The organism is Haloferax denitrificans ATCC 35960, assembly GCF_000337795.1.
Lineage (GTDB): Archaea > Halobacteriota > Halobacteria > Halobacteriales > Haloferacaceae > Haloferax > Haloferax denitrificans.
Map to the genome: position 1 here is coordinate 126,345 of NZ_AOLP01000008.1, position 24,250 is coordinate 150,594.

The following is a 24,250-nucleotide window of genomic DNA, read 5'->3' on the forward strand; positions in this document are numbered from 1 at the left end:
ACATGACTAACTACGGCTTAGTAATCGACCAAGAGCGGTGTATCGGCTGTCACGCCTGCGCCGTGACGTGTAAACAGGAGAACAACGTCGGCCTCGGCCAGTACTGGAACCGCGTGCTCACCGAGGGCGGCGACAAGATGGACACGCCGGCCGGGACGTACCCGGAGAACGGCGAGGACGGCACGCTGGAGATGTCCTACCAGCCGACGGCCTGCCAGCACTGCGAGAACGCGCCGTGCGTGAAGGTGTGTCCGGTCAACGCGACCTACACCCGCGAGGACGGCATCGTCGAAATCGACTACGACAAGTGTATCGGCTGTCGCTACTGCATGGCCGCCTGCCCGTACAACGCCCGCGTGTTCAACTGGGACGAACCGCAGACGGTCCCCGAAGACGGGACCGGCGACGTGCCGGCCCGCCCGCAGGGCGTCGTCGAGAAGTGTACGTTCTGTTCCCACCGCGTCGAGGAGGGGCTCGACCCCGCCTGCGTCGTGAACTGCCCGGCGGACGCCCGCATCTTCGGCGACCTCGACAACGAGGAAAGCACCGTCTCGAAGTACATCAAGAAGTACCAGACGACGCGACTGCTCGAAGACCGCGGCACCGACCCGAAGACGTACTACATCCGCGGCGAGATGAGTCCGGGTCGCCCGCAGACCTCCGACAAGATGGAGAGCGAACTCGACGACGTGTCGGTCTGGTCGGAGCCGAAGGACAACGGTCCGGTCGAGGAAAGCGGCGGAAGCGGCGGCGGCGGGTCGCACAGTTCGCTGTCGAACGACGCGCTTCCGCACGTGCCCGCGTTCGAGGGGGGTGACGACTGATGTCGAGAGAGACCGCCTCCTCGCGGTTCGTCGTCCCCGAGTTCGGGAGCGCCGGGAAGCTCTGGGTGGGCTTTCTCGCCGCGCTCGTCGTAGTCGGCGTCGCCGCGTGGGCCTATCAGCTCACCACCGGCCTCGTCGTCACGGGGATGCGCAACGTGTTCTCGTGGGGGCTGTACATCATGATGTTCGTCCTGTTCGTCGGGCTGTCGGCCGGCGGGCTCATCATCTCCAGCGCGCCGAAGTTCTTCCACTCGCACCGCTACGAGGGGTTCGCCCGCCTCGGCGTGCTGGTGAGCCTCGCGTGTATCACCGTCGCCGGGCTCCTCATCCTGCCCGACATCGGCCGCCCCGAGCGCCTCTACCAGTTTTTCACCTCGCCGGACTTCCGGTCGCCGATGGTGTGGGACTTCGGTATCGTCATCCTCTACGGCGCGCTGAACCTCTGGTACCTCTGGCTCCTGACCCGCCGCGACCTCGCGGCCCGCGGGTCGCGGCTGGCGCTCGGCGTCGAGGACACGGAGGCCGGCCGCGAACGCGACCGGACGCTCATGTTCTGGACCGCCGCCGTCGCACTGCCGACCGCGGTCGCGCTCCACTCGGTCACCGGGTGGATTTTCGCGACGCAAATCGGCCGCGGCGACTGGTTCAGCCCGCTGGTCGCGCCGGTGTTCATCGCCAAGGCGCTCGTCTCCGGCCTCGGCCTGCTGTTGGTCGTCTCCGTCCTCGTCTCGCGGTTCACCCGCTTCAGCGTCGACCGCGAGGAGCTCACGAGCCTCGGGAAGGTGCTCGGCATCTTCCTCGCGTTCCACGTCGTCTACCTGCTCGCCGCCGAGCGACTCCCGCACGCGTGGGCCGACCATTTCGGGTTCTGGGCCATCACCGGGAGCTTCCTCATCGGCGAGTCGGCGTACTTCTGGCTCTGGACGGTCGTCGGCGGGGCGGTCCCGCTGGTGATGCTCGCGCTCCCGTCGTTCCGCGAGCGCGTGTCGGTCATCTTCACCGCCAGCGCCCTCGCGGTGTTCGGGACGACGTTCGAGGGGGTCCGACTGGTCTTCACGGGCTACGACGCGGCCAACATCGACGCCGCGCCCGGCATCTCCGTCGGCGGCGAGTACGCCGGCGTGACGACCGACATCTGGGCGAGCGCTGGGTCGTACACCCCCACGCTCGTCGAGCTGGCGGTCACCGCGGGCGTCATCGCCATCGGCGCGCTCATCGTCACCTTCGGACTCCGGTACATCCCGATTCAAGCTGAGAACGAATCGACAGCGGTGGCGACCGACGGCGGCGAAACCCGGGGGGAAGGCCGATGAGCGAACCCGCCGCGCGAACCCCGACCGAGGGGAACGACGCGACCGGCGACGCCTTCGAGTCGGCCCGGACGGCGACGTACGCGGTCCTCGCGGCCTGCTGGCGCGAGCCGACCGAGCGGCTGGTCGAAGTCGCCAACGGCGGCGAACTGTCGGCGCTGTTCGGGCCGCTGGAGTCGCTCGAACTCCACGGGCTTCGGAGCGAGTACGCCCGGCTGTTCATCGGCCCGGCCGGCCCGCCGTGTCCGCCCTACGAGAGCGTCTACCGCGACAGGGAGGACGACGACGAGTTCGGCGAGGTGCTGGGGCCGGCGACGATGGCCGTCGAGCGCTGGTATCAGGCGTTCGGCGTCGAGCACCGACCCGAACAGCGCGACCTGCCGGACCACGTGGCGACGGAACTGGAGTTCTGCGCGTACCTCGCCGAACACGGCCGCGACGACCGCCTCGACCAGTTCCGCGACGAACACCTCACGCGGTGGGTCGGCGACCTCTGCGACCGGGTCGAAGCCGAGACCCGGTCGCCGTTCTACGCGGCGCTCGCCCGGACGACGCGGGAGGTGGTCGCCGACTGACTCACAGCCGAGTTGAAACCGCCGAACCGAACACAACCGCCAGTTCGCTCCCGAACCGAGTCGACCCGACTTTTCCGGCCTCTTTAAAGGCCTTAATTATCAGAGGTTACATACACCGTCAGAGTCAACCAATATCGAACTAGTGAGTACGCATGCACGCACACCACGACCGGTCGCGGCCGGCGACCCCCCTCTCCGAGTCGATTCTCGTCCGCGGCGACAGCAGAGTCTCGTTGTCCGGGGCGGAGCTACGTGGGTTGCCCGCCGAGGACCGAACGGTGACGGTCGCGTGCGCGTCGGGGACGCGGCACACCGCGACGTGGACCGGAGTTCCGGTCTTCGACCTCTTTGCCGACGCCGGCCTCGACGACGAGACGACGCACCTCGTAGTCGAGAGCGCCGACGGCTACCGGGTCTGTATCGACGTGTACGCCGCGTTCGACGCCGTCGTCGCCTACGCCCGCGACGGGACGCCCATCGGCGAGGAACACGACTACGAGACGCGCTTTATCGCGCCCGACGTCGACGGGTCGCGGACGGTGAAAGGCGTTCGCGCCGTCGAAGCGCGCGCGCTCGACCCCACCACCGACCCCGAATCGCTCGAAGACATCTTCAAGAAACCCTGACCAGATGACGCGAGAGAGACAGGACCGACCGAGCCGGACGGACCCGCCGACCGCGGCGAGTGTGTCGACCGTGTCGGACACGACGGACGCGTCGGACGCGCCGGATGCGACAGCCGTCGTCCTCGCCGGCGGCGAGAGCACCCGCTTCGGACACGGACACAAGGCCCTCGCGACGCTCGACGGGGAGCCGCTGATTCGGCGCGTCGTCGGGACGCTCCGAGCCGTGACGGGCCGCCCACCGATAGTCGCGGTTCGGACCGCAGACCAGCGCGAGCGCCTCGCCGCGGCGCTCCCAACGACGTGGGACGTTCGGTTCGTCCGCGACGACCCGAGTCTGTCGGGGCCGCTCGCCGGCGTCGCCGCGGCCGCCGACGCGGTCACCACTCCGTGGCTGTTCGTCGCCGGCTGTGATATGCCGCTTCTCGAACCGCACGCGGTGGCCGCGCTGTTCGAGCGCGCCGCCAGTCGAGACGGCGACCGCGGAGACGGCGAACACGCCCGTTCGGTCTCCTCGAACGACGACCGTGGCCGTCTCAAACCGCCGGCCGTCGTCCCCGTCTCCGGGCACGGCCGCGAACCGCTTCACGCCCTGTATCGTCGTGCCGCGGTCCGAGAGAACGTCTCCGAACTCGCTCCCGACGACGGCCTCGGGGCGCTTTTGGACCGCCTCGACGGCGTCGAGCACGTCGGGTTCGACGCGCTTCCCGAGAGCGTCGACCGGTCGGTGACGAACGTGAACACGCGCACGGAGTTGGCGCGGGTCGCCGCCGGGTGCGAGGTGCGGCGATGAAACGCGGCGCGTCCGCAGGGCGGTCGAGCAGACGAGCGTTCCTCGCGGGCGTCGGCGGAGTCGCGGCGACCGGCCTCGCCGCGACGGCGGGCTGTCTCGGTCGGGCGGGGTCGACACCGACCGTGTCGATTCTCGCCGCCGGAAGCCTCCAGCGGGCGCTCACCACCGAGTTCGAAGCGCCGGAAGGGACCCGCGTCGAGGTCGAGGCACACGGCTCCGCGCGCGTGGCTCGGATGGTCGCCGACGGCCAACGCGACCCCGACATCGTCGCGCTCGCGGACCCGACGCTGTTCGACGCGCCGCTTTCGGTCCCGTGGTACGCCACGTTCGCCAACAACGCGCTCGTCATCGCGTACAACCCGCAGACCGACGGCGGAACGCGAGTCGCCGAGGCCGCGTCGTGGCCCGACGCCCTCCTCGACGACGCGGTCAGCCTCGGCCGGACCGACCCCGACCTCGACCCGCTCGGCTACCGGACGCTGTTCGCGCTCTCGCTCGCGGCCGACCACTACGACCGACCGGCGCTCGCCGACGACCTGCTCCGCCGCGACCAGATTTACCCCGAGACGCAACTGCTCGCGCAGTTCGACGCCGGCGGCGTCGACGCGGCGTTCGTCTACCGGAGCATGGCCGTCGAACGCGACTACCCGTACCTCGAACTCCCGGCCGCAATCAATCTGAGCGACCCCGAACACGCGTCTGCGTACGAGACGGCGTCCTACACGCTCCCGGACGGCGTCACCGTCCGCGGCGGCCCGATTCGGTACGCCGCGACGCGCCGCACCGACACGGCGGCGGCGAAGTCCGTGTTCGAGGCGCTCGTCGGGACCGCCGGCGACCTCCTCGAACCCTCAGGGTTCACGGTTCGCGAGAGCCACCCACACTACTTCGGAGATGTCCCACCGACAGCCTAATCGCCGCGAGCGCGGCGTCACGCGACTCCTGCCCGAGACGTGGCGAGGCCTGACGCTGGTTCTCGCCGGGATGCTCCTCGTGTACTACCTGCTTCCCATCGGCGCGCTCGTCCTCGCGCAGTCGCCGGCGTCGCTGGCCGCCGACGTGACGAGCGAGGTCGTCCTGACCGCCGCGACCAACTCCGTCGTCGCGGCGGCGCTCAGCACGCTTGTCGCCGTCGCCTTCGGCGTCCCCTTGGCCTACTGGCTCTCGCGCACGTCGTTCCGCGGCCGGGACGTGATTCTGGCGCTGGTGATGCTCCCGCTCGTGCTCCCGCCGGTCGTCAGCGGGATGTTACTCCTCAGACTCGTCGGTCCCGCGGGGCTCGGCCAACTGACGAGCGTCCCGCTGACGCGCTCGCTCGCCGGGGTCGTCCTCGCGCAGACCTACGTCGCCTCGCCGTTTCTGGTCGTGACCGCGAAGACGGCCTTCGACGGCGTGGACAGGCAACTCGAAGCGGCGGCCCGCTCGCTCGGCGAGGACCGAATCGGAAGCGTCCGGCGCGTGACGCTCCCGCTGGCGAAACAGGGCATCCTCGCCGGCGTGACCCTGACGTTCGCGCGGGCGATGGGCGAGTTCGGCGCGACGCTCATGCTGGCGTACTACCCGCGGACGCTCCCGGTGCAAATCTGGGTGTCGTATCTCTCGACCGGTCTCGACGCCGCGTTCCCCGTCGCGCTCGTCCTCGTCGGCATCGCCGTCGGGGCGATTCTGCTGGTCCACGCGCTGGGGACGAACCCGTGGGAGTGAGGGCGGGCGAGACCGCGGCATTACAAAACCGCGTCGCACCCGAGGATTGAGTTCGGCGGCCGCCGAAGCGACCGTATGCCAGTCGCGACCGTCGGCGACCGCGCGGTATCGGAGCGCGCCGTGACCGAGGAGACTATCGACCGGTTCGCCGAGGTGTCGGGCGACGAGAACCCGATTCACCTCGACGCGGAGTACGCCGCCGAGACGACGTTCGGCGGGCGCATCGCCCACGGGATGCTCGCCGCGTCGGTCGTCAGCGCCGCGCTCGCGCGGCTTCCGGGCGACATCGTCTACCTCTCGCAGGACCTGTCTTTCGAGCGGCCGGTCCGGCCCGGTGACACGGTGGTCGCCGAGGTGGCCGTGGTCGAGGAGGTCCGCGGCGACCGACTCGCCGTCGAGACGACCGCGAGCGTCGGCGACGAGACGGTCGTCTCCGGCGAGGCCGTCGTGTTGTCGCTGGCGCACGACGGGACGGGAGAAACGGATGACTGCGGTGGGTAGTTACGACTCCAAGGACCGCAACAACTGCGCGACGTAGGGGCTGTTCCCCCAGCTTCGGTGCGGGGAAATCGCCGTGAGAAGCGTCCGCGCCTCGGCGCGCGTCATGTGGCCGTTGCGGGCGTAGTCGCAGACGAGCCGCGGCGTCGGGACGATTCGCGGCCCGCGCAGGACGGCGTGAACGAGCGCGAAGTTCGTTCCCCCGAACTCGTCGGTGAGAAAGCCGTCGACGGCGAGCGCGTTCGCGAGAACGATGCCGTCGGTCTCGCCGTCGTCGAGGCCGAACGTCGGGCGCTCGTCGGGCGTGTCCGCTCGTCCGTACGGATCTTCGACCGCGTAGTAGTCTCGCGCGGCCAGCACGTTCGTCGCCGCCGCACCGTGGATGTCACGGTACTGCGCGATGTCACGCAGTTCCGCGACCACTTCGGGCGGCACGGACACCTCACACGACGTGAGCACGTACTGAAGCGGGTCCGGAGCGGCGGAGCTGTCGTAGTCGGGGTCCGCACGGGGAACCGCGAGGCTCACGAGCGCGCTCGTGTCGGCGACCGCCGTCCGGAGACGTGGGCCGCTCATCACTCGTCGGTATCGCTCGAATCGGCCGTCGTCGCCTCGCCGCCGTAGATATCGACGTTCTCGGGTGCGGCCAGGTCCAGCGGCTCGCCTTCGAGGTCCGCTTTGAGCAGTCGGAGCCGCTGGGCCGTCTCGGCTCCGACGAGCTGTTTGACCGTCTCGAAGTCGAGCTGGTCGTCGTAGTACTTCGTCGCGACCAACTCTTGGACGGCTTCGCTGTGGGCGGTGTCCTCGATGTAGTCGCGGATGGCCTCTACGAGGAGGTCGGTCCGGTCCTTGTCGAAGAGGTCCGCGAGCGCGTCGAGACGCTCGACGAGGTACTCGGGCGACTGAAAGTGGACTCGACGGGGGTCGTCGCTCGCGCTCATCTCGTGTGCAAGTTCTGCACACAGACGAATAACGGTTTCGTCGCGTTGCACACGGCTTGCACATGTGGTTCGGCGCGGAGGGGGCTCAGGGGACCCAGTCCCGTTCAAACAGAGAGACGCAAGGAGAAGGTCCACGACTTCAGTCGTGGGTCACCGACCGCGGTTCGCTCTCAGGCCGGCGTCGTCCGGCTCACAGCGGGTAGTCGCGGGGTTCGTGCTGGAGGGAAATCCATTTGTCCTCGGTGATTTCGTCGAGGAAGGCGTCGCTGTTGTAGGTGCCGACGCCGGAGGCTCCGATACCGCTGAACGGGACGTGCGCCTCGTCGTTGATGGGCTGGTCGTTGACGTGGACGTTGCCGGTCTCCATGCGGAGGGCGATTTCCTTGCCCGCGGCGAGGTCGCCGGCGTGGACCGACCCGGAGAGGCCGTACTCGGTCGCGTTGGCGAGTTCGACCGCCTCGTCGACGTCCGAGAACGGAATGACGGGCGCGATGGGACCGAAGTGCTCGTTGCAGGCCGCGGCCATGTCGTTCGTCACGCCCGAGAGGACGGTCGGTTCGACGACCAGCGAGTCGTCGACGCCGTCGAGGTCGGCCGTCGAGCCGCCGGTTTCCAGCGTCGCGCCGGCGTCGACCGTCTCCTCGACGTAGCCCAGCATCTCGTCGCGCTGGGACTCGTCGATGATGGGACCGACGACCGTGTCGTCCTCGTGGGCGGAGCCGACGGGTAGCTCCGCGGCCCGCTCGGTCAGCTTCTCGACGTACTCGTCGTAGACCGACTCGTGGACGATGTGGCGGTTGATGGAGATACAGACCTGCCCCTGGTGGACGAAGCTCCCGAAGACCGCGGCGTCGACCGCGCGGTCGACGTCCGCGTCCTCGGTCACGATGTGGGCGTTGTTTCCGCCGAGCTCCATCGCGGGCACGGCGAGGTTCTCGCCGGCGATACCGGAGACGCGCTTGCCGACCTCGGTCGACCCGGTGAACGCCACCACGTCGCTCTCGGGGTGGCCGGCGACGCGGTCGCCGATTTCGGAGCCGCGGCCGGTGACGACGTTGACGACGCCCTCGGGGAGGTCGGTCTCCTCGAACAGCTTGGCGAACAGCAACCCGCCCGTGATTGGCGAGTTGGTCGACGGCTTCAGCACGACCGCGTTGCCCGCGGCGACCGCGGGCGCGACCGCCCGCATCGACAGGTTCAGCGGGAAGTTCCACGGCGAGATGACCGTCACCACGCCCTTCGGGTTCTTCTGAACGATGTTTTCCTTCCCGGGGATGTTGGAGTCGACGTACTCGCCCCGCATCCGACGGGGAAGCGTCGCGGCCTCGCTCGCGTGGTCGGTGGCAATCTGGATGGACGTCTCGCCCATGATGCGCGAGCCGCCGACCTCGTGTGCGAGGAGGTCGACAATCTCCTGTTCGTACTCGCGCAGTTTCTGGAGGAACTGCTCGACGACCTCCTGACGTCGCGCGGGCGGCGCTTCGGCCCACGACTCCTGGGCTTCGGCGGCCGCCTCGTAGGCGGCGTCGACGTCGGCCTCCGTCCCGCGAGGGACGTGCGCAATCGTCTCGCGGGTCGACGGGTCTTCGACCGCGATGCTCTCACCGCTCTCACTGTCGGTCCACTCGCCGTCGATGTACAGCGCGTTCCAGTCGGCGTCGGTGGCGATGTCGTCGACCATGTGCAGTCGTGCGTTGGTGACTGCGGGATAAATGGGGCCGTAATGGGGAGAAGGGCTTGGGTTGCAACAACCTCAAAAGCGTCTGTCCCTATGACGCCCGACCGACGGTGCGGGGTTCCACAGTAACAGCGTACGAAAAAGGCGGGTGACAGCGTACAAAAAAGGAGGATAACAGCGTACGAAAAAGGTGGGTAAACGAAACACCCGAACCGACACCACCTTCTTTACCGAGCGTTCCGTGGTCGCGAACAGAGGACTCGATGACATCGAAACAGGGTGGACACACACCGCTTTCTCCTCGCGCGACGCGAGCGTTCGAGCACCTTCGGCCCCTCGTCGCCGACCGCGACGCCGGGATGCCCGTGACCGACGCGCGCCGCCGGGTGCGCTCGGCGGGCGAAGACCCCGAGGCCGTCGACGAACTCCTGAACAAGGGGTATCTCTACGAAGTCGAAGGCGACGTGTACGTGACGTGACGGCCAGCGCACCGGCCTGACCGGAACCCGGCGGCGGGCCACCGAACCGGCCCGGACGCGAAGGAGTGCGAGCCCGACCGCCCCGTGACTCGATTACGGGGGGCGGATACCCTGCGACACGCGAGCATTTTCGACTATATAGCTCCCGTTCGACTCGTGAGACCCACGTATTCGGCATGAGAACCGCGGGGTGCCACGAGAGACGCGCACCGAGAGCGAGACCCGCGACGTGTATCGTGAAGAGCGACGAACTGGTCGCGCCAACCGCTGATTCGCACCAACGCTGACGGCGGAACGCGGGGCGAATCACCCCGGCTCACTTCCGGCTACCCAACGTTTTTGCGTCGATTCGGCGTATCTGTGCGGGCATGACGACACTCGAAGACATCGACCTGGACTTCGTCCCGTTCGGGGAGACGGGCCTCCAGACGAGCGAACTCCAGTTAGGGACGTGGCGGTTCGGCAAGGAGACCGAACAGGGGAACGTCGAAATCGACGAGGAGCGCGCACACGAGCTCCTCGACGCCTACGAGGCGGCCGGCGGGCGCTTCATCGACACCGCCGACGTGTACGGCGGCGGCGCGAGCGAGCGCTGGATCGGCGACTGGCTCGAAGACCGAGACCGAGAGCGGTTCACCATCGCGTCCAAAATCTACTGGCAGATTCGAAGCGGCGACCCGAACAGCCGCGGGACGAACCGGAAGAACATCCGCCACCGCATCGACGCCCTGCTCGACCGCCTCGACACCGACTACGTGGACGTGCTCTACATCCACCGCTGGGACGACGAGACGCCCACGCGCGAGATGATGAAGACGCTCAACGGCCTCGTCGAGGACGGGAAGGTCCACTACCTCGGCGCGTCGACGCTCCGACCGAACGCGTGGAAGGTGGCGAAGGCGAACGAGATCGCCCGCGCCGAGGGCTGGGAGCCGTTCACCGTCGCACAGCCGCGGTACAACCTCGTCGACCGGGAAATCGAGGGAGACTACTTGGAGATGACCCGCTCGTACGGCATCGCGGTCTGTCCGTGGAGCCCGCTCGGACAGGGCTTTCTCACCGGGAAGTACACCCGCGAGGACGGCCTCACCGGCGAGTCTCGCGCCGCGGAGTCCAGTCGGTTCGAGGACTCCTACCTGACCGAGGAGAACTTCGACGTGCACGACGAACTCGACGCCGTCGCCGAAGAAGTCGACGCGACGCCCGCCCAGACGGCGCTCGCGTGGCTCATGCACCGCGACGGCGTCACGGCCCCCATCGTCGGCGCGCGCACGGTGGAACAACTGACCGAGAACCTCGAAGCCGCCGCTATCGACCTCACCGACGAGCAGGTCGACCGCCTGACCGAAGCGAAGCCCGACCCCTACGCGGGGCTCTAACTCGGGGCTGGCTGGGTAGTCACACCCCCTCGCGAATCGCCTTGTAGAGGTGCGCGAGCGTCTTCATCCCCGCCGCGTTCCGTTCGAGGCTGTAGAAGGGGTGGAGCTCGGGGTTGAACTTCGCCTTGTATCGGTTGATGCGGCGGTTGTTCGCGCCGACGAGGTCGTAGGTCGTCCGCCCGCGGTCCATCGCGTCGCGCATGATGCGCCAGTCCAGCAGGTCGTTGATGGCGAGGTCGGAATCGACGTCCGTCCGGACGCCGCCTTGCCACCGCGAGACCGTCTCCTTGTAGTCGATGACGAGGATTCCGCCGGCGAACTCGCCGTCGATACGGAGGACGTAGGGGCGAACCTGCCCCTCCGGGAGAGTGGTGTAAAGGTCCCTGACGAACTCCGATGTCGACCGATAGGAGATGCCTTGAGACTCGTAGCGCGAGGCGACCTGTTCGACGATTTGCTCGATTTCTTCGAGTCCGCCCTCCTCGATGGTGTACGCGTCGTCGGGCGCGTTCCGGATGTTCGACCGGGCGTCACTGCTGAAGCTCATGAACACGTCGTCGACGCCGGGCGAGAGGTCGACGTGGTAGGTGTACTGCGGCGTTATCGCGTAGTCGTTCCACGAGAACGCTCTGAGGTCGTCGTATCGGCCGTCGAGGCGGATGTGAGTGTAGCGCGGTCGAATCTCCTCGCGGACCCAGTCGAGACAGTCGTCGATGAACTCGTGGTGTCGGCCCTCGCGCTTTCGCTGTTTCATGTGGTCCATGTTCAGGAGGACCGGACCGAGGTACGCGACTCGAAGCTCCGGCGGCGGTGAGAACACCGTCGCTATCGGTCCCTTGTTGATGCGAAACAGCGGGAACAGCCCGACGACTTCCTCGCCTTTTCGTCCGACGAGCGGAACCAACTCCGCGCCGGCGTGTGCCGCCTGAATCTCCAGCGCGTCGTACTGATGGAACGCGTTGCCATGCGGGGACTGTTCGACGAACGCGTCCCAGCCGTGGACGTCGTCTCCAGTCGCCCGCCGAACCTCGATACTCATGAGTAAGGTGCCTGAACTGTCGCGTCTGACCGCTTTGTTATGCACCCATTATACGGGTGATTGCACCCGATTTGAACGCGTCACAACCGCGTCACGGCGGGCGTTAATGGAATATTTCTGATAAGAAAGCGAAGAAGGCGAGCGTTCACGAGTCGAGAGTCGGCGGGGCGGGAGGAAACCGTCGGAGCAGGGACTACCCTCGCGTTTGTAAATCTAGGTCGGAGCCACCGTTTTACCCCGAGAGAGCCATATCTAACCATGACCGGCCTCTCCGAACGCGCCGCGGCGCTCGTCACGAGCGAACCGCTCATGGCGCACCTCGCGACCAGCGTCGACGACCGCCCTCACGTCGCCCCCGTCTGGTTCGACTACGCGGCCGACCGCGGGGTATTCGAGGTGCTCACTTCGGGTCGAAAGCTCGACAACGTCCGCGAGAACCCGCGCGTCGCGCTCTCCATACAGAAAGACAAGCGGGGACAGGCGCAATGGAAGGTGACGGTTCTCGGGACGGCCACCGTCGTCGCCGACGACGACGCCGTGCGAGACGCCACGCGGCGAATCAACCGGAAGTACGGGGCCGAGGAGTCGGCGTGGCCCGAAAACGAGTTGGTCCGAATCTCGGTGGGGACCGCGACTGTCAGCGAGTACTGAACTCTTTCAGACGGACAGCCGGAAGGCACCGAGTCAGTCGGACGACGGTGTCTCAGTCGGACGACGGCGCGTCGGTTCGGCCGTCGTCGAACCGCCGAATCTCCCGCGAGAGTCGATTGAGGTCGAACCCGGCGTCTGCGAGTCGGGCGGCGACGAGCGACGCCGCCGTCGACACCACGAACGCCCCGCCGAAGGAGGTGAGATACAGCGGGTCGGCCGCGGGGAGCAGGCCGCCGACGACCGGAATCGACGTGATGACGCCGCGGAGGTCGGGGAAGAACGCGAGGCCGACCGCGAGCCCGGTGAGACTGCTCGCGAGCGCGCCGAGCCCGGTGATTCGCGTCGAGTACAGCCCGTAGACGAGCGGGAAGGCGACGGCCGCGCCGAGCAGGTCGGCGAAGAAGAACAGCCGGAGGACGCTCTGAGCCCGGAGGCTGACGTAAATCGCGGCGACAGCGACGGCGATTGTGAGCGCCCGCGACCCGAACGCGAGACGGCGGTCGCTCGGTTCCGCGAGCAGGCGGGCGAGGTCCGCGGTCACGAGGCTCGAAAGCGCGTTGAACAGCGTGTCGATGGAGCTCATCACGAGCAGGAGCGCGAGGAGGACCGCCGCGAGGACGAGCCACTCGGGGAACGCCTCGCCGAGGAGGACGAAGAAGGCGGCGTCGGCGTTGTAGCCCGCGCTCGCGGGGTCGGTGACGACGGCGGCGTTGCCGACCGCGACGACGCCGAAGAAGGCGGTGATGAACACGATGGCACCGTTGGCGAGCGCCGCGGTCCGGAAGCTCCGCCCGACCGTCTCCGAGGAGTCGGCCGCGTAGATGCGTTGCCACCACGTCTGGTTGATGAGTTCCGCGCCGAGAATTGCGAAGGCGAGCGCGAGCCCGAACTGCAGGCCGGCGACCGCACCGAGGTCGAGGAGCGCGGGGTTCGTCGCCGTGATGCCGTCGATGGTCGCGGCGGGACCGCCGAGCGCGACGAGCGCGCCGACGAACGCGAGCAAGAGGAGTGGAATGACGACGACCGCTTGGACCGCGTCGGTGGCGATGCTGGCTCGGAGGCCACCGTAACTCGTGTACAGCAGGACGAAGCCGCCGACGAGGAGCGCGGTCTGCCACTGCGGGACGCCGGCGACGAGCGAGAGCGCGCCCGCGATGCCGGTCAGTTCGGCGGCGAGGAAGATGAACATGTAGAGCGCGCTCACGAGGAGGACGAAGGCGTACATCGCGGTGCCGTAGCGGGCGTGGGCGTACTCGGTCAGCGAGTGGCCCTCGGGGATGAGGTCCCGAATTCGCGGGCCGAGGCGGGCGTAGACGAGCATCGGAACGGCCTCGCCGACCGCGTAGCCGACGACGGCGGCGATACCGAAACTCGCGCCCGCTTCGGGGGCCGAAAACAGCACCCAGACGCCCATGACGGACGCGACGAGCGTCGCCGTCGTTCGCCGGCTCCCCGTGGAGTCGCGAGCGCTGATGAGGTCCTCGACGGAGCCGACGCGGCCGCGGGAGAACCACACGCCGACGCCCGTAAAGGCGACGAGCGTCGCGACGGTCAGCCCGAGCGCGACGGTCGAACTCACCATCGGCCGTCACCCGGTCGCGAGGAACCGCGACCCAGTTCGTACGCCTCGTCGAAGAACGCGACCTCCAGTTCGACCGTGCGGCGGAACAGCTGTTCGAGCCGCCGTTGTCGGCGCGGCGAGGCGGCCGCACCCTCGCGGTCGAGTTCGGTCCGGAGCCACTCGACGAACGCCGCGAAGTCGTCGACGGCGTGGAGTTCGACCCACTCGGAGAGGTAGAACCGCGAGGGCGATTCGTCGGGGTGACTGCCGGCGTCGGCCGCGTCGGTCGCCCACGACAGGTAGACCCACTCGGCGGGGACGAGCACCGCCAGCGTCTCGGCGTACCCGCCCTGCCCCGCGGCGCGTTCGAGGAGGTCGATGAAGGCGCGCGTCGCGGGCGTGGTCTTCGGGTCCGAGTAGACGGACTCGGGCACGTCGAGCGCGTCGAACGCCCGCAGGAAGTAGTCGTCTTCGTCGTCGGCGAGGACGCCGAGGAACGAGACGAGTTCCGACTTCGACTCCATGGTCGGCGCGGTGCCGACGGCGTGACCGAAGACGCCGACGAGCGTCTCCACGAAGGCGTAGTCCTGTACGAGATACTGCCTGAACACGTCGTCCGCGAGTTCGTCGGCGGCGAGTTCGCGCGTCAGTCGGTGTGCGGTCGCGTCGTCCCACGAGTCGCCCGCGCGCTCGCGGAGCCAGTCGGTAAAGCGCGGGTCCGACCGCGACGCGGCGAACTCGTCGTACGTCTCGGGGGCCGACGGGTCGGTGTCGGGTGAATCGGACGAGCCAGCCGAGTTGGGCAAACCAGTCGATTTGGGCGAATCCGCGCCGGTCATAGCGGCCACTCCTCTCGCCGCCACGCGGCGTCCCAAAACAGGTACTCGTACTGCGCCGACGTGCGGAACAGGTCGCGGAAGCGCTCGCGGTCCGATTCGGTGGCGCTCGCGGCCACGTCGTCCATGAGCGACTTACACCAGTCGGTGAGTTCGGTGAACTCGTCACCGGCGTACATCTCGACCCACGCGGCGTACTGGTCGTGGTCCGGAACGCCCGCGTCGGCGAGTCGGCGGCCCGTCTCGTTGAACCCCCACATACAGGGGAGCAGGGCGGCGACGATATCGCCGAACGAGCCGAGCGTCGCGGTGCGAACGAGGAAGTCCGTGTAGGCGCGGGTCGTCGGCGACGGCGTCGTCGCTTCGAGGTCTGCGGTGTCGATGCCGAACTCGGCGGCGTAGCTCCGGTGGAGGTCCATCTCCTCGTTGACGGTCGATTCGAGGAGGCTCGCGAACGTCCCCATCGAGTCGAGCGTCGGGGCCTTCGCGGCACCGAGCGCGAAGAGGCGGCTGTACTCGACGAGGTAGACGTAGTCCTGCCGCACCCAGTAGCGGAACGGCTCCTCGCCGAGGCTCCCCTCCCCGAGTCGGGCGACCATCGGATGGTCGAAGATGGCCGACCAGAACCCGTCGGCCTCGTCGCGAATCGTGTCTGTGAACGCCATAGCGAGTAATCGGTGAAGACGCTGAAAAGAATTATGATGAGGTGGTATTCATTGGTTGTTCAGTGCGCAAGAAACCCGACTTCCCGGTTTTCGTATCGCGGGCCAGCCATCGACTTCGTCGTGCGTTTCGATTGTTTCGCAGTTGTCCGGTGAGTAACGCGGGTGAACGACCCTGGTAGTTTAACACGACAGAGTGTCAACGAGTTCACAATATGTCGCACGTGAACGCCGTCGGGTCAATCGAGATTCAGAACGTCGTCGCTTCGACGGAAGTGCCGCTCGAACTCGACCTCGAACGCCTCTCACTCGATATGGACGGAACCGACTACGACCCGGAGAACTTCCCCGGACTCGTGTACCGAACCCGTGACCCGAAGTCGGCGTGTCTCGTCTTCCGGTCGGGGAAAATCGTCTGTACCGGCGCGAACAGCGTGGGCGACGTGAGCACGGCCATCGAAACGCTGTTCGGCGAGTTCGCCGACCTCGGTGTTCCGATTCCCGACGAGCCGGATATCACGGTTCAAAACATCGTGTCGAGCGCCGACCTCGGGGCGGCGCTCAACCTGAACGCGTTAGCTATCGGTCTCGGTCTCGAAGCCGTCGAGTACGAACCCGAGCAGTTCCCGGGACTCGTCTACCGCCTCGACGAACCGAGCGTCGTCGTCCTGATGTTCGGAAGCGGGAAAATCGTGATTACGGGGGCGAAGCAGGTCGCCGACGCTGAAGCGGCCCTCGAAACCGTCGACGAGGACGTCCGCGAACTCGGACTACTCGGGTGAGCGCTCGGCAGGCACTCGGTGGGTACTCGGTAGGTACTCGGGAGATGTTGCGGGACGGAGTGCCGTACTGACGTGGTGGCGTGGCTGGGTAGGTGGCGGTCTGGAACCCGGGAAACTAGTCTCTGATTCGTTGTTTGTTGTTGTGTTGTGTTGTGTTGAGTAGTAGAACTAGTAGTCTAGCTACACTACTAGTCTAGCTACTAGTGATAGCTTGGTGTCGAGAACCATGGCTGTTCTTCGAGAGACGTGTATTCTCACGATTTGCCCGTCTGCGCTCGGGAGCACACACACACCCCCCTCGCGTTTGTAACGGCTACGCCAGTCCCTAGGGGAATTCGACACACCCCCCTCGCGTTTGTAAATCTAGGGGCAAAATCAACCGACAATCCCCCGCTCTCCGACCTCCCCCCACACCGATTCGCGTTACATTCGCGAGGGTGGTGTGTCTGCACGGCCGCTTCCGTCGCTCAACGTTACAAACGCGACGGTACTCCCCCGCTCAATTACAAACGCGAGGGTGGTCTCTCGAAGACCGAGTTACAAACGCGAGTGTACCCCCACCCACCGCGTGTTCCTCGTGGCTGTCTCGCCCGTTACAAACGCGAGGGTGGTGTCTGACGGTCTTACTTGCGCGATACTACTCGTTGATCGTCGAATACAAAATCAGGACCGAAATACCGCTCAAACGCCCGTATTTGTCGCTGTTACAAACGCGAGTCCACCCCTTCACCTTTATTAGGGGTGAGTATGAATACCGAACTCACATGACATCGGACGAGAGCGAGGGTGGGACTCGCGACCCGCTGTTCCGGTACGACCAACCCATCTTCGCGAACGAGGATATCCTCAAAATCTCTCATCTCCCCGGTCCCGACAAGATTGTCGGCCGCGACGAGCACATGTCGAAAGTCGCACAGGCGCTCAACCCCGCCATCTTCGGACGCGAACCGACCCACCTGTTCATCTTCGGGAAGACGGGGTCGGGAAAGACGCTCACCGCCCGCCTCGTAAGCGAGCGACTCCAACACGAGGCGGTCCGCGAGGACGTCGACGTCCGCATCGCCGTCATCGACTGCGGCGAACAGCACACCGAGGCGTCGGTCATCAAGACGCTCGCCTCGCAGGTCAACGACCCGTCGAAAAGCGGGATGACGATTCCCGAGCGCGGGCTGTCGACCGGCGACTACTACAACCGACTGTGGCAGGTGCTCGACACCTGCTCCGACGTGACCATCGTCATCCTCGACGAAATCGACATGCTCCGCGACGACGAGGTGCTTCGTAAACTCTCGCGCGCGGGCGAGAATCAAAAGATTGTGGACTCGCGCATCGGCATCATCGGCATCTCGAACAAAATCGACTACCCCGAGGAACTCACGGAGCGCGTCAAATCGAGCTTCGCCCACGACGAACTCGTCTTCCCGTCGTACGACGCGAACCAACTCCGCGAAATCCTCGAAAACCGGAAGGACGCGTTCAAACCCGGCGTCCTCACCGACGACGTGATTCCCCTCGCCAGCGCGCTCGCCGCCCAGGAACACGGCGACGCCCGGAAGGCCATCGACATCCTCCGGAACGCCGGCCGCATCGCGCGCAACGAGAGCGCCGAGACCGTCACCGACGACCACGTGCGGGCGGCCAAAGAGAAAAGCGAGGCCGACCGCTTCAGCGAACTCCTCGAAGGGACCGCCACGCAGTCGAAGGCCGTCCTCTACTCGCTGGTCCTCCAGACCGGCGGCCGAAAGACCGCCGAAATCACGACGAACAAGATTTACCGCCAGTATCTCACCGTCGCCGACGACCTCGACATGGACCAGCTCTCCGAGCGTCGCGTGCAGGAACTCCTGCAGGAACTCGACTTCCTCAACGTCATCCAGTCGGAGGTCCGGGGCCGCGGCCGCGGGCAGGGCGTCCACGGGACCCACCGCCTCCTCGAAGACCCGGACATCGTCAAGCGAGTGCTCCTCCGGGACAGCCGTATCTCTACGCTCGAATAGCGACGCGCGACCCGCAGGTCCGCGCAGGCTCTCGGACGCTGTCGGCCGCGTCGGAAAAAAGCTACCGCACGAACCATTATCCCGCGCCCGTCTCTGTCGATAGACGACCGAAACCATGGACGAGGAGTTACGCTCGTTGCTCACGAGTCTCGTCGAAATCGAGACGGAGAACCCGCCGGGAGACGAGGCGGCGGCGGCGAACTTCGTGTACGACTGGCTCGAATCCCGAGGCGTCTCGGCGACGCTCGTCGAGGAACCGTATCCCGACCGACCGCAGGTCGCGGCGCGCGTCGGCGACGGCGAGCCCTCGGTCGTCCTCAACGGCCATCTCGACGTGGTCCCGGCGGGCGACCGTGACAAGTGGACGCACCCGCCGTACGAACCGACCGTCAGAGACGGCAGACTGTACGGCCGCGGAAGCGCGGACATGAAGTGCGGTGTCGCCCTCGCGATGCTCGCGACGGTCGAGTTCGCCGACGCGCTCGACGCAGGCGACCTCGACGGCTCGCTCGTGTTCCACGCCGCCGTCGGCGAGGAGACGGCCGAACCGGGGACGAAGACGCTCCTCGAACGCGGCTACGACGGCACCTACGGCGTCGTGCTCGAACCCACGTCGTTGCGGACCGCCACGAGCGCGAAGGGCCTCGGTTGGTACGAAATCTCGGTCGGCGGGGACCCGTCGCACGCCAGCCGGCCGAACGAGGGTGACAACGCGATTGGGAACGCCCGGCCCGTTCTCGACGCGCTCGAAGCGTACGACGAGGAGATTCGAGCGCGCTCCGACTCGCTCGTCGGTCACCCGACCGCGACGGTCACGCGGTTCGAGGCGGGGACGAAGGAGAACATCGTCCCGGAGAGCGCGACGATAACCGTCGACAGGCGGTTCGTCCCCGCGGAATCCGTCGAGGCGGTCGACGCCGAAATCGACGCGCTACTCTCCGACGTCGCGGCCGAACACGACCTGCGCGTCGAGTGGACGCGAACGCGGGTCTACGAATCCGCGGCGGTTCCGACCGACAGCGACATCGCGGCGCGCTTTCGGGACGCGGCCGCCGAGCGGGCAGATATCGACCCCGAACCGTGGGGGATCCGGGCGGCGACCGACGTTCGAAACCTCGTCAACGACGCCGGGATGGACGCGGTTACGTGGGGGCCGGGGTCGATGGCGCAGGCCCACGCCTACGACGAGTACATCGAACTGTCGGAAGTCGAAGCCGGCTACGACATCCTCTGCACGGCGCTCCGCGAGCTGTTCGAAGACGGCGGAGACTGATGCCGACTGTCGGTCGATGGGCTGAAAAAAGCGGCTGACGGCGACGCCGACTATTCGATGAGTTCTTCGAACCGCTCGACTGCGGCGCTCGCGACCGCCATGTCTTCGGACACCTCGCCGCCGCTGACGCCGACGGTTCCGACGATTTCGCCGTCGACTTCGAGGGGATAGCCGCCGCCGAAGACGACGAGTCGGTTCTCGTCTGTCGTCTGGAGGCCCCAGAGCGATTCGCCGGGGGTGGTCGGCTCCGCGAGTTCGTGCGTGGGCGTCTGGAGCGCGGCCGCCGTGTACGCCTTGTTCCGAGAGATATCGACGCTCGCGAGCCACGCATCGTCCATTCGGTGCTGTGCGATGAGGTTACCCTCCGGGTTCGCGACCGTAATCACCATTCGCAGTCCCATCGACTCGGCCTCCGCCTCGGCCGCCTCGATGAGTACCTTCGCAGTCTCGAGATTGATTGCATCGGACATATCGCTTCGTCGAAACCGGTCTCGACGACCCTACTTATACGTGCGCCGCGGGTCCCGGACTCGGCGACCGAATCCGCTTCTATCCGACGATTTCGGGCGTCTGAGGCTTCTCGAACGTATCTCCCCGGCAAAACAATAGTGTTCTGAATTGTGATATTTCGTGTCGGCGACGACGGGAGCGACCCGGGGACCTGTCGCGTCGAGGTGAGTCGCTTGGACCGACTCAGTCGTACAGCGGGTACTCCTCGGTCAGTTCGTCGACCTTCTCGTCGACGAATCCCTTGACCGACTCGTCGTGCGGCGCCTCGACGACCTCGTAGATGAGGTCCGCGACGGTCCGGCAGGCCTCCTCGTCGAAGCCGCGGGTCGTCAGCGCGGGCGTGCCGGCGCGAATCCCGCTGGGGTTGAACGCCGAGCGACTCTCGCCGGGGACCGTGTTGGCGTTGAGGACGATGCCGACCTCTTCGAGCGCCGCTTCCACGTCCTTGCCGGTCGTGTCCGGATGCGACGGGCGGAGGTCGACAAGGACTAAGTGCGTGTCAGTTCCGCCGGAGACGAGTTCGAGACCGCGCTCCTGTAGCCGCTCGCCGAGGGCCGCGGCGTTATCGACGACCTGCGAGGCGTACTCCTCGAACTCGGGGGAAAGCGCCTCGCCGAAGCCGACAGCCTTGCCGGCGACGTTGTGCAGTATCGGCCCGCCTTGGAGGCCGGGGAAGACCGCGGAATCGACGTCGTCGGCGTGTTCCTCGTCGCACATGATGATGCCGCCGCGACCCGACCGAATCGTCTTGTGGGTCGAACCGGTGACGAAGTCCGCGATACCGACGGGAGACGAGTGTTCGCCCGCGGCGACGAGCCCCGTGATGTGGGCGATGTCGGCAAGGTGGTAGGCGTCGACCGCCTCGGCCGCGGCCTGCACGCGCTCCCACTCGACCTCCCGCGGGTACGCGGAGTACCCCGAGATGATGATGTCCGGGTCGAACGCCTCGGCTTTCTCGGCGAGTTGCTCGTAGTCGACGTAGCCGGTCTCGGCGTCGACCTCGTACTGCTCGACCTCGTACGTCTTCCCCGCGACGTTCACCGGGTGGCCGTGGCTCAGGTGGCCGCCGTGGGTCAAATCGAGCGAGAGAATCTTGTCGCCGGGGTCGAGCACGGCGAGGAACACGCCCATGTTCGCCTGCGACCCCGAGTGCGGTTGCACGTTGACGTGGTCGGCACCCCAGAGTTCCTTGGCGCGGTCGATGGCGAGCTGTTCGACCTCGTCGGCGTACGCACAGCCGCCGTAGTACCGGCTCCCCGGGTAGCCCTCGGCGTAGTTGTTCGTCAGCTCCGAGCTCTGGGCCTCCATGACCGCCTCGCTGACGTGGTTCTCGCTCGCTATCATGGCGAGCGTGTCGTTCTGTCGCTCGCGTTCGCCCGTCAGCGCGTCGGCGACGGCCGGGTCGGTCTCTCGAACGGTGTCGTAAGGCATCGTGGATGCATCTCGACTCTGCGGTATAACGCTTCGCCGACCCCCGGGACGAGTGGGAACCGACCGAACGGAATCACAACGTGACAGAATCAATACCATCTGTGGTCGGGTGCCACGGGCGCGGTGGTGGCTCCTCTCACCTGACGTCGAACTGTCCGAATCGGGTTTCTAACGGGTCAAAGCGGTTGATTCGGCACACAGGTCATATCGGACTCTTCGCCGACCGTCGATAGCTCTATATTGGAACTTCGTCACGTCTCTCACACACCGTGCTAAGAACTATCACAGTCTGCGAGCAGTCCCGAACCCGAGGCGACGCGCGCGTGCCGTCCCGTCCGTCCCGTCGCGCCGGTCGGCCGACCGCCGAGGTGAGCGCCGATGAGTGAGTCAGAATCCCTGCCGGTCTCGTACGCCGACATCGAGCGCGCGCGCGAGCGACTCGAAAACGACCGCGTCGTCAAGCGGACGCCGATAGAGCAGAGCACCTCGCTCGGCGACCTCGTCGGCGCGGACGTCTACCTGAAGATGGAGCACCTCCAGTGGACGGGGTCGTTCAAGACGCGGGGCGCGTACAACAAGATTCGACAGGACGCCGACCGCGGAATCGACGAGTTCGTGGCCGCGAGCGCCGGCAACCACGCGCAGGGGGTCGCGCTCGCGGCGACCGAGTGCGGGGCCGACTCCACGGTTGCGATGCCGGAGAACGCCCCGCAGACGAAAATCGACGCGACGCGCGACTACGGTGCGTCGGTCGAACTCGTCGGCGAGGACTTCCAGGAGACGATGGCGTACGCCCAGTCGCTCGCCGAGGAATCGGACGCCGAGTTCGTCCACGCCTACGACGACCGCGACATCGTCGCCGGACAGGGGACCCTCGGCGTCGAGATGTACCGCGACCTCCCCGAGATGGACACCGTGGTCGTCCCCATCGGCGGGGGCGGGCTCATCTCGGGCATCGCCACCGCCATCAAGCACCACGACCCCGAGATTCGCGTCGTCGGCGTGCAGGCCGCGGGCGCGGAGACGGTCCACGAGAGCCTCGACAAGGGCGTCCCCGTGACGCTCGACGACACAAACACCATCGCGGACGGCATCGCCACCGGCGGCATCTCCGAGCTGACGCTCCGAACCATCGAGGAACGCGTCGACGAGGTCGTCACGGTCTCGGACGGGGAAATCGCGGAGGCGATTCTCCTGTTGCTCGAACGCGCCAAGCAGGTTGTCGAAGGGGCCGGTGCCGCCTCCGTCGCCGCCGTGCTGAGCGACGACCTCGACGTCGAGGGCGAGACCGTCATGCCGCTTCTCTGCGGGGGGAACCTCGACATGACGATGCTCCAGACGGTGCTCGTCCACGCGCTCACGGGCCGTCGCCAGACGCTCCGACTGCGCGTCCGAATCCGGGACGAACCCGGCGAGATGGCGCGGCTCTCCCGGCTCATCGCCGACCGCGACGCGAACATCCACGACGTTCGCCACGTCCGCGCCGTCGACGCCCTCGACGTCGGCGAGGCGCACCTCCTGTTCCGTATCGAGACCAAGGGGGCCGAACACGCGGCGGCAATCGTGGACACCATCGAAGACGCGGGCTACGCGGTCGACGACGTCTCCGCGGAACGCTGATTCCGGCCGCTTTCACGTCTCGGTCGTTGCCGGTCGTCGTCGCCGCGGCGGGGGAAACCAGCGCCGCTAGTTCTCGCCGGCCGACTGTCTGATTCGCGCGACGACGTCGTCACGACCCACGTCGGGGTCGTCGTCGGTCGTGAGGCGTCCCATCACGAACTCCAGCAAGTCGAGGGTCTGGAGCAGTTCGAGCGCCTCGGTTCGGTCGAGGTCGATGGCTTTCCCGAACTCGCGAATCGTCTTCGCGTCGTTGGCGGCGTCGGCGAGTCGGTCTATCGTCACGGACTCGGGCAGGCCGATTCCGTCGGCGAGCGCCTCGGGCGACCCGCCTGTGTCGTCCGCGGCCGCCGGTCCCGGAGTTTCCACCGGCGACTCGTCGGCGAGCGACGTCTCGTAGGAGTCCGGTTCGTGGACTCCCTGTGCGATCATGTACCTGCGGACCGTCTCGTCCGACACGTCCATCTCGAACGCTTCGGCCATCCGTTCGAACGTCTCGTACTTGGCGTACACCGCTTCGAGGTACGGCGTGTCCTCGAACGCCGGCACGTTCGGACTCCGCACGCTTTCGAGCGATTCGGCGTCGTCGCCCCCGGTGGAACCCCCCGTCGGGGACGCGTCCGTCGCGACCGTCACGACGACCGTCGGCTCGGCGTCGAGCGAGAGGTCCGCGGCGTCGACGTCGACGTGTTCGTGGTCGCTCGGAACGACGTCGTCGATTTCGACCGTGAGCCCGATGGTCCCGTCGGACTCGATTGCGGGTCTCCGGGTCCGCACGGGCGACCCGACTCCGTCGCTCGACGAGAGTGCGAACTCGACGTCCGCCGATACCCTCGTCTCCGTGACCGCCACGGACGAGTCCCGGACGCTCGCGGCTCCCGTCCGTTCGCACTCTTCGAGGAATTCCCCCAGTCGCCGAAGCGATGTGCCCACGCTCATTGTACGGTTCTGCAGACGTCCTGAAGGCCCCTGTAAAGGGGTGTGGAATACTGAGTCGGTTTATATAGTCCCACAGAATATGCGGCGAAAATTATAAACGAGAATCTGCCATTTCGATTACTGTAATGCGCCATCGGAAATCGATTCT

25 protein-coding genes are annotated in these 24,250 nt (G+C 66.8%); 15 read left to right on the forward strand and 10 right to left on the reverse strand.

Annotation, left to right across the window (positions count from 1 at the left end):
* Window positions 1–2 precede the first annotated feature (2 nt).
* The 8 genes from dsrO to C438_RS06030 all read left to right on the forward strand — a co-directional run bounded on the left by dsrO (window position 3) and on the right by C438_RS06030 (window position 6,330).
* Entirely contained in the window at window positions 3–824 is an 822-nt protein-coding gene (gene dsrO / locus C438_RS05995; RefSeq protein WP_004968426.1) for a sulfate reduction electron transfer complex DsrMKJOP subunit DsrO, read from the forward strand.
* Window positions 824–2,137: an NrfD/PsrC family molybdoenzyme membrane anchor subunit gene (gene nrfD, locus C438_RS06000; RefSeq protein ID WP_004968427.1), complete on the forward strand. Its 1,314-nt coding sequence runs from the start codon at window positions 824–826 to the stop codon at window positions 2,135–2,137. The genes dsrO and nrfD overlap by 1 nt, the downstream gene beginning before the upstream one ends.
* Window positions 2,134–2,709 (forward strand): TorD/DmsD family molecular chaperone, encoded by a 576-nt coding sequence (locus C438_RS06005; RefSeq protein ID WP_004968428.1) that lies wholly within the window; start codon window positions 2,134–2,136, stop codon window positions 2,707–2,709. Before nrfD ends, C438_RS06005 begins: the two co-directional genes overlap by 4 nt.
* Window positions 2,710–2,861: 152 nt before the next feature.
* Entirely contained in the window at window positions 2,862–3,335 is a 474-nt protein-coding gene (locus C438_RS06010) for a molybdopterin-dependent oxidoreductase (protein ID WP_004968429.1), read from the forward strand.
* A gap of 4 nt (window positions 3,336–3,339) precedes the next feature.
* Window positions 3,340–4,125, forward strand: coding sequence for a molybdenum cofactor guanylyltransferase (mobA, locus tag C438_RS06015; protein WP_004968430.1), 786 nt, complete (start codon window positions 3,340–3,342; stop codon window positions 4,123–4,125).
* Window positions 4,122–5,039, forward strand: a complete 918-nt coding sequence (locus C438_RS06020) for an extracellular solute-binding protein (RefSeq protein WP_004968431.1) — start codon at window positions 4,122–4,124, stop codon at window positions 5,037–5,039. The genes mobA and C438_RS06020 overlap by 4 nt, the downstream gene beginning before the upstream one ends.
* Entirely contained in the window at window positions 5,020–5,829 is an 810-nt protein-coding gene (locus tag C438_RS06025; RefSeq protein WP_049917785.1) for a molybdate ABC transporter permease subunit, read from the forward strand. Before C438_RS06020 ends, C438_RS06025 begins: the two co-directional genes overlap by 20 nt.
* Window positions 5,830–5,904: 75 nt before the next feature.
* The gene (locus C438_RS06030; RefSeq protein ID WP_004968433.1) at window positions 5,905–6,330 is read left to right on the forward strand and encodes a MaoC/PaaZ C-terminal domain-containing protein; all 426 of its coding nucleotides are present in this window, start codon (window positions 5,905–5,907) and stop codon (window positions 6,328–6,330) included.
* On the opposite strand, the gene C438_RS06035 is transcribed toward C438_RS06030, so the two are convergent.
* From C438_RS06035 to C438_RS06045, 3 genes are all read right to left on the reverse strand, one after another.
* A complete protein-coding gene (locus tag C438_RS06035; RefSeq protein WP_004968434.1) occupies window positions 6,331–6,903 on the reverse strand; it encodes a hypothetical protein in 573 nt (190 codons plus the stop codon).
* The gene (locus tag C438_RS06040) at window positions 6,903–7,268 is read right to left on the reverse strand and encodes a hypothetical protein (protein WP_004968435.1); all 366 of its coding nucleotides are present in this window, start codon (window positions 7,266–7,268) and stop codon (window positions 6,903–6,905) included. Before C438_RS06040 ends, C438_RS06035 begins: the two co-directional genes overlap by 1 nt.
* A gap of 190 nt (window positions 7,269–7,458) precedes the next feature.
* On the reverse strand, window positions 7,459–8,949 hold the full coding sequence (locus tag C438_RS06045; RefSeq protein WP_004968436.1) for an aldehyde dehydrogenase family protein: 1,491 nt from the start codon (window positions 8,947–8,949) through the stop codon (window positions 7,459–7,461).
* Window positions 8,950–9,209: 260 nt separating this feature from the next.
* Here C438_RS06045 and C438_RS06050 point away from each other — a divergent pair, with 260 nt between their 5' ends.
* Both C438_RS06050 and C438_RS06055 read left to right on the forward strand, forming a co-directional pair.
* Window positions 9,210–9,425, forward strand: coding sequence for a hypothetical protein (locus C438_RS06050; RefSeq protein ID WP_049917787.1), 216 nt, complete (start codon window positions 9,210–9,212; stop codon window positions 9,423–9,425).
* A 368-nt stretch (window positions 9,426–9,793) separates the two neighbouring features.
* The gene (locus C438_RS06055; protein ID WP_004968438.1) at window positions 9,794–10,804 is read left to right on the forward strand and encodes an aldo/keto reductase; all 1,011 of its coding nucleotides are present in this window, start codon (window positions 9,794–9,796) and stop codon (window positions 10,802–10,804) included.
* A 19-nt stretch (window positions 10,805–10,823) separates the two neighbouring features.
* On the opposite strand, the gene C438_RS06060 is transcribed toward C438_RS06055, so the two are convergent.
* A complete protein-coding gene (locus C438_RS06060) occupies window positions 10,824–11,843 on the reverse strand; it encodes a lipid II:glycine glycyltransferase FemX (protein ID WP_004968439.1) in 1,020 nt (339 codons plus the stop codon).
* 258 nt (window positions 11,844–12,101) lie between these two features.
* Here C438_RS06060 and C438_RS06065 point away from each other — a divergent pair, with 258 nt between their 5' ends.
* Window positions 12,102–12,494 carry a pyridoxamine 5'-phosphate oxidase family protein gene (locus tag C438_RS06065; RefSeq protein WP_004968440.1) on the forward strand — a complete coding sequence of 131 codons (393 nt, stop codon included), beginning with the start codon at window positions 12,102–12,104 and terminating at the stop codon, window positions 12,492–12,494.
* A 52-nt stretch (window positions 12,495–12,546) separates the two neighbouring features.
* Here the strand turns inward: C438_RS06065 and C438_RS06070 are convergent, their stop codons facing one another.
* The 3 genes from C438_RS06070 to tenA are packed head-to-tail and all read right to left on the reverse strand — an operon-like array spanning window position 12,547 to window position 15,556.
* Window positions 12,547–14,076 (reverse strand): sodium:solute symporter family transporter, encoded by a 1,530-nt coding sequence (locus C438_RS06070; RefSeq protein ID WP_004968441.1) that lies wholly within the window; start codon window positions 14,074–14,076, stop codon window positions 12,547–12,549.
* Window positions 14,070–14,894 (reverse strand): TenA family protein, encoded by an 825-nt coding sequence (locus C438_RS06075; RefSeq protein ID WP_239640656.1) that lies wholly within the window; start codon window positions 14,892–14,894, stop codon window positions 14,070–14,072. The genes C438_RS06070 and C438_RS06075 overlap by 7 nt, the downstream gene beginning before the upstream one ends.
* Window positions 14,891–15,556 carry a thiaminase II gene (gene tenA, locus C438_RS06080; protein ID WP_004968443.1) on the reverse strand — a complete coding sequence of 222 codons (666 nt, stop codon included), beginning with the start codon at window positions 15,554–15,556 and terminating at the stop codon, window positions 14,891–14,893. The genes C438_RS06075 and tenA overlap by 4 nt, the downstream gene beginning before the upstream one ends.
* 212 nt (window positions 15,557–15,768) lie before the next feature.
* Here tenA and C438_RS06085 point away from each other — a divergent pair, with 212 nt between their 5' ends.
* The 3 genes from C438_RS06085 (at window position 15,769) to C438_RS06095 (ending at window position 19,605) form a co-directional block, all read left to right on the forward strand.
* Window positions 15,769–16,335 carry a TATA-box-binding protein gene (locus C438_RS06085; RefSeq protein ID WP_004968444.1) on the forward strand — a complete coding sequence of 189 codons (567 nt, stop codon included), beginning with the start codon at window positions 15,769–15,771 and terminating at the stop codon, window positions 16,333–16,335.
* Between the two features lie 764 nt (window positions 16,336–17,099).
* Window positions 17,100–18,332 carry a Cdc6/Cdc18 family protein gene (locus C438_RS06090; RefSeq protein WP_004041152.1) on the forward strand — a complete coding sequence of 411 codons (1,233 nt, stop codon included), beginning with the start codon at window positions 17,100–17,102 and terminating at the stop codon, window positions 18,330–18,332.
* Window positions 18,333–18,447: 115 nt separating this feature from the next.
* Window positions 18,448–19,605: a M20 family metallopeptidase gene (locus tag C438_RS06095; RefSeq protein ID WP_004968445.1), complete on the forward strand. Its 1,158-nt coding sequence runs from the start codon at window positions 18,448–18,450 to the stop codon at window positions 19,603–19,605.
* A 50-nt stretch (window positions 19,606–19,655) separates the two neighbouring features.
* Here the strand turns inward: C438_RS06095 and C438_RS06100 are convergent, their stop codons facing one another.
* Window positions 19,656–20,075 (reverse strand): GlcG/HbpS family heme-binding protein, encoded by a 420-nt coding sequence (locus tag C438_RS06100; protein WP_004968446.1) that lies wholly within the window; start codon window positions 20,073–20,075, stop codon window positions 19,656–19,658.
* Between the two features lie 223 nt (window positions 20,076–20,298).
* Window positions 20,299–21,546 carry a serine hydroxymethyltransferase gene (gene glyA, locus C438_RS06105; protein ID WP_004968447.1) on the reverse strand — a complete coding sequence of 416 codons (1,248 nt, stop codon included), beginning with the start codon at window positions 21,544–21,546 and terminating at the stop codon, window positions 20,299–20,301.
* 378 nt (window positions 21,547–21,924) lie between these two features.
* On the opposite strand from glyA, the gene ilvA reads away from it, so the two are divergent.
* On the forward strand, window positions 21,925–23,166 hold the full coding sequence (gene ilvA, locus C438_RS06110; RefSeq protein WP_004968448.1) for a threonine ammonia-lyase: 1,242 nt from the start codon (window positions 21,925–21,927) through the stop codon (window positions 23,164–23,166).
* A gap of 66 nt (window positions 23,167–23,232) precedes the next feature.
* Here ilvA and C438_RS06115 read toward each other — a convergent pair whose 3' ends face one another.
* Window positions 23,233–24,102, reverse strand: a complete 870-nt coding sequence (locus C438_RS06115) for a hypothetical protein (protein ID WP_004968449.1) — start codon at window positions 24,100–24,102, stop codon at window positions 23,233–23,235.
* Window positions 24,103–24,250 lie beyond the last annotated feature (148 nt).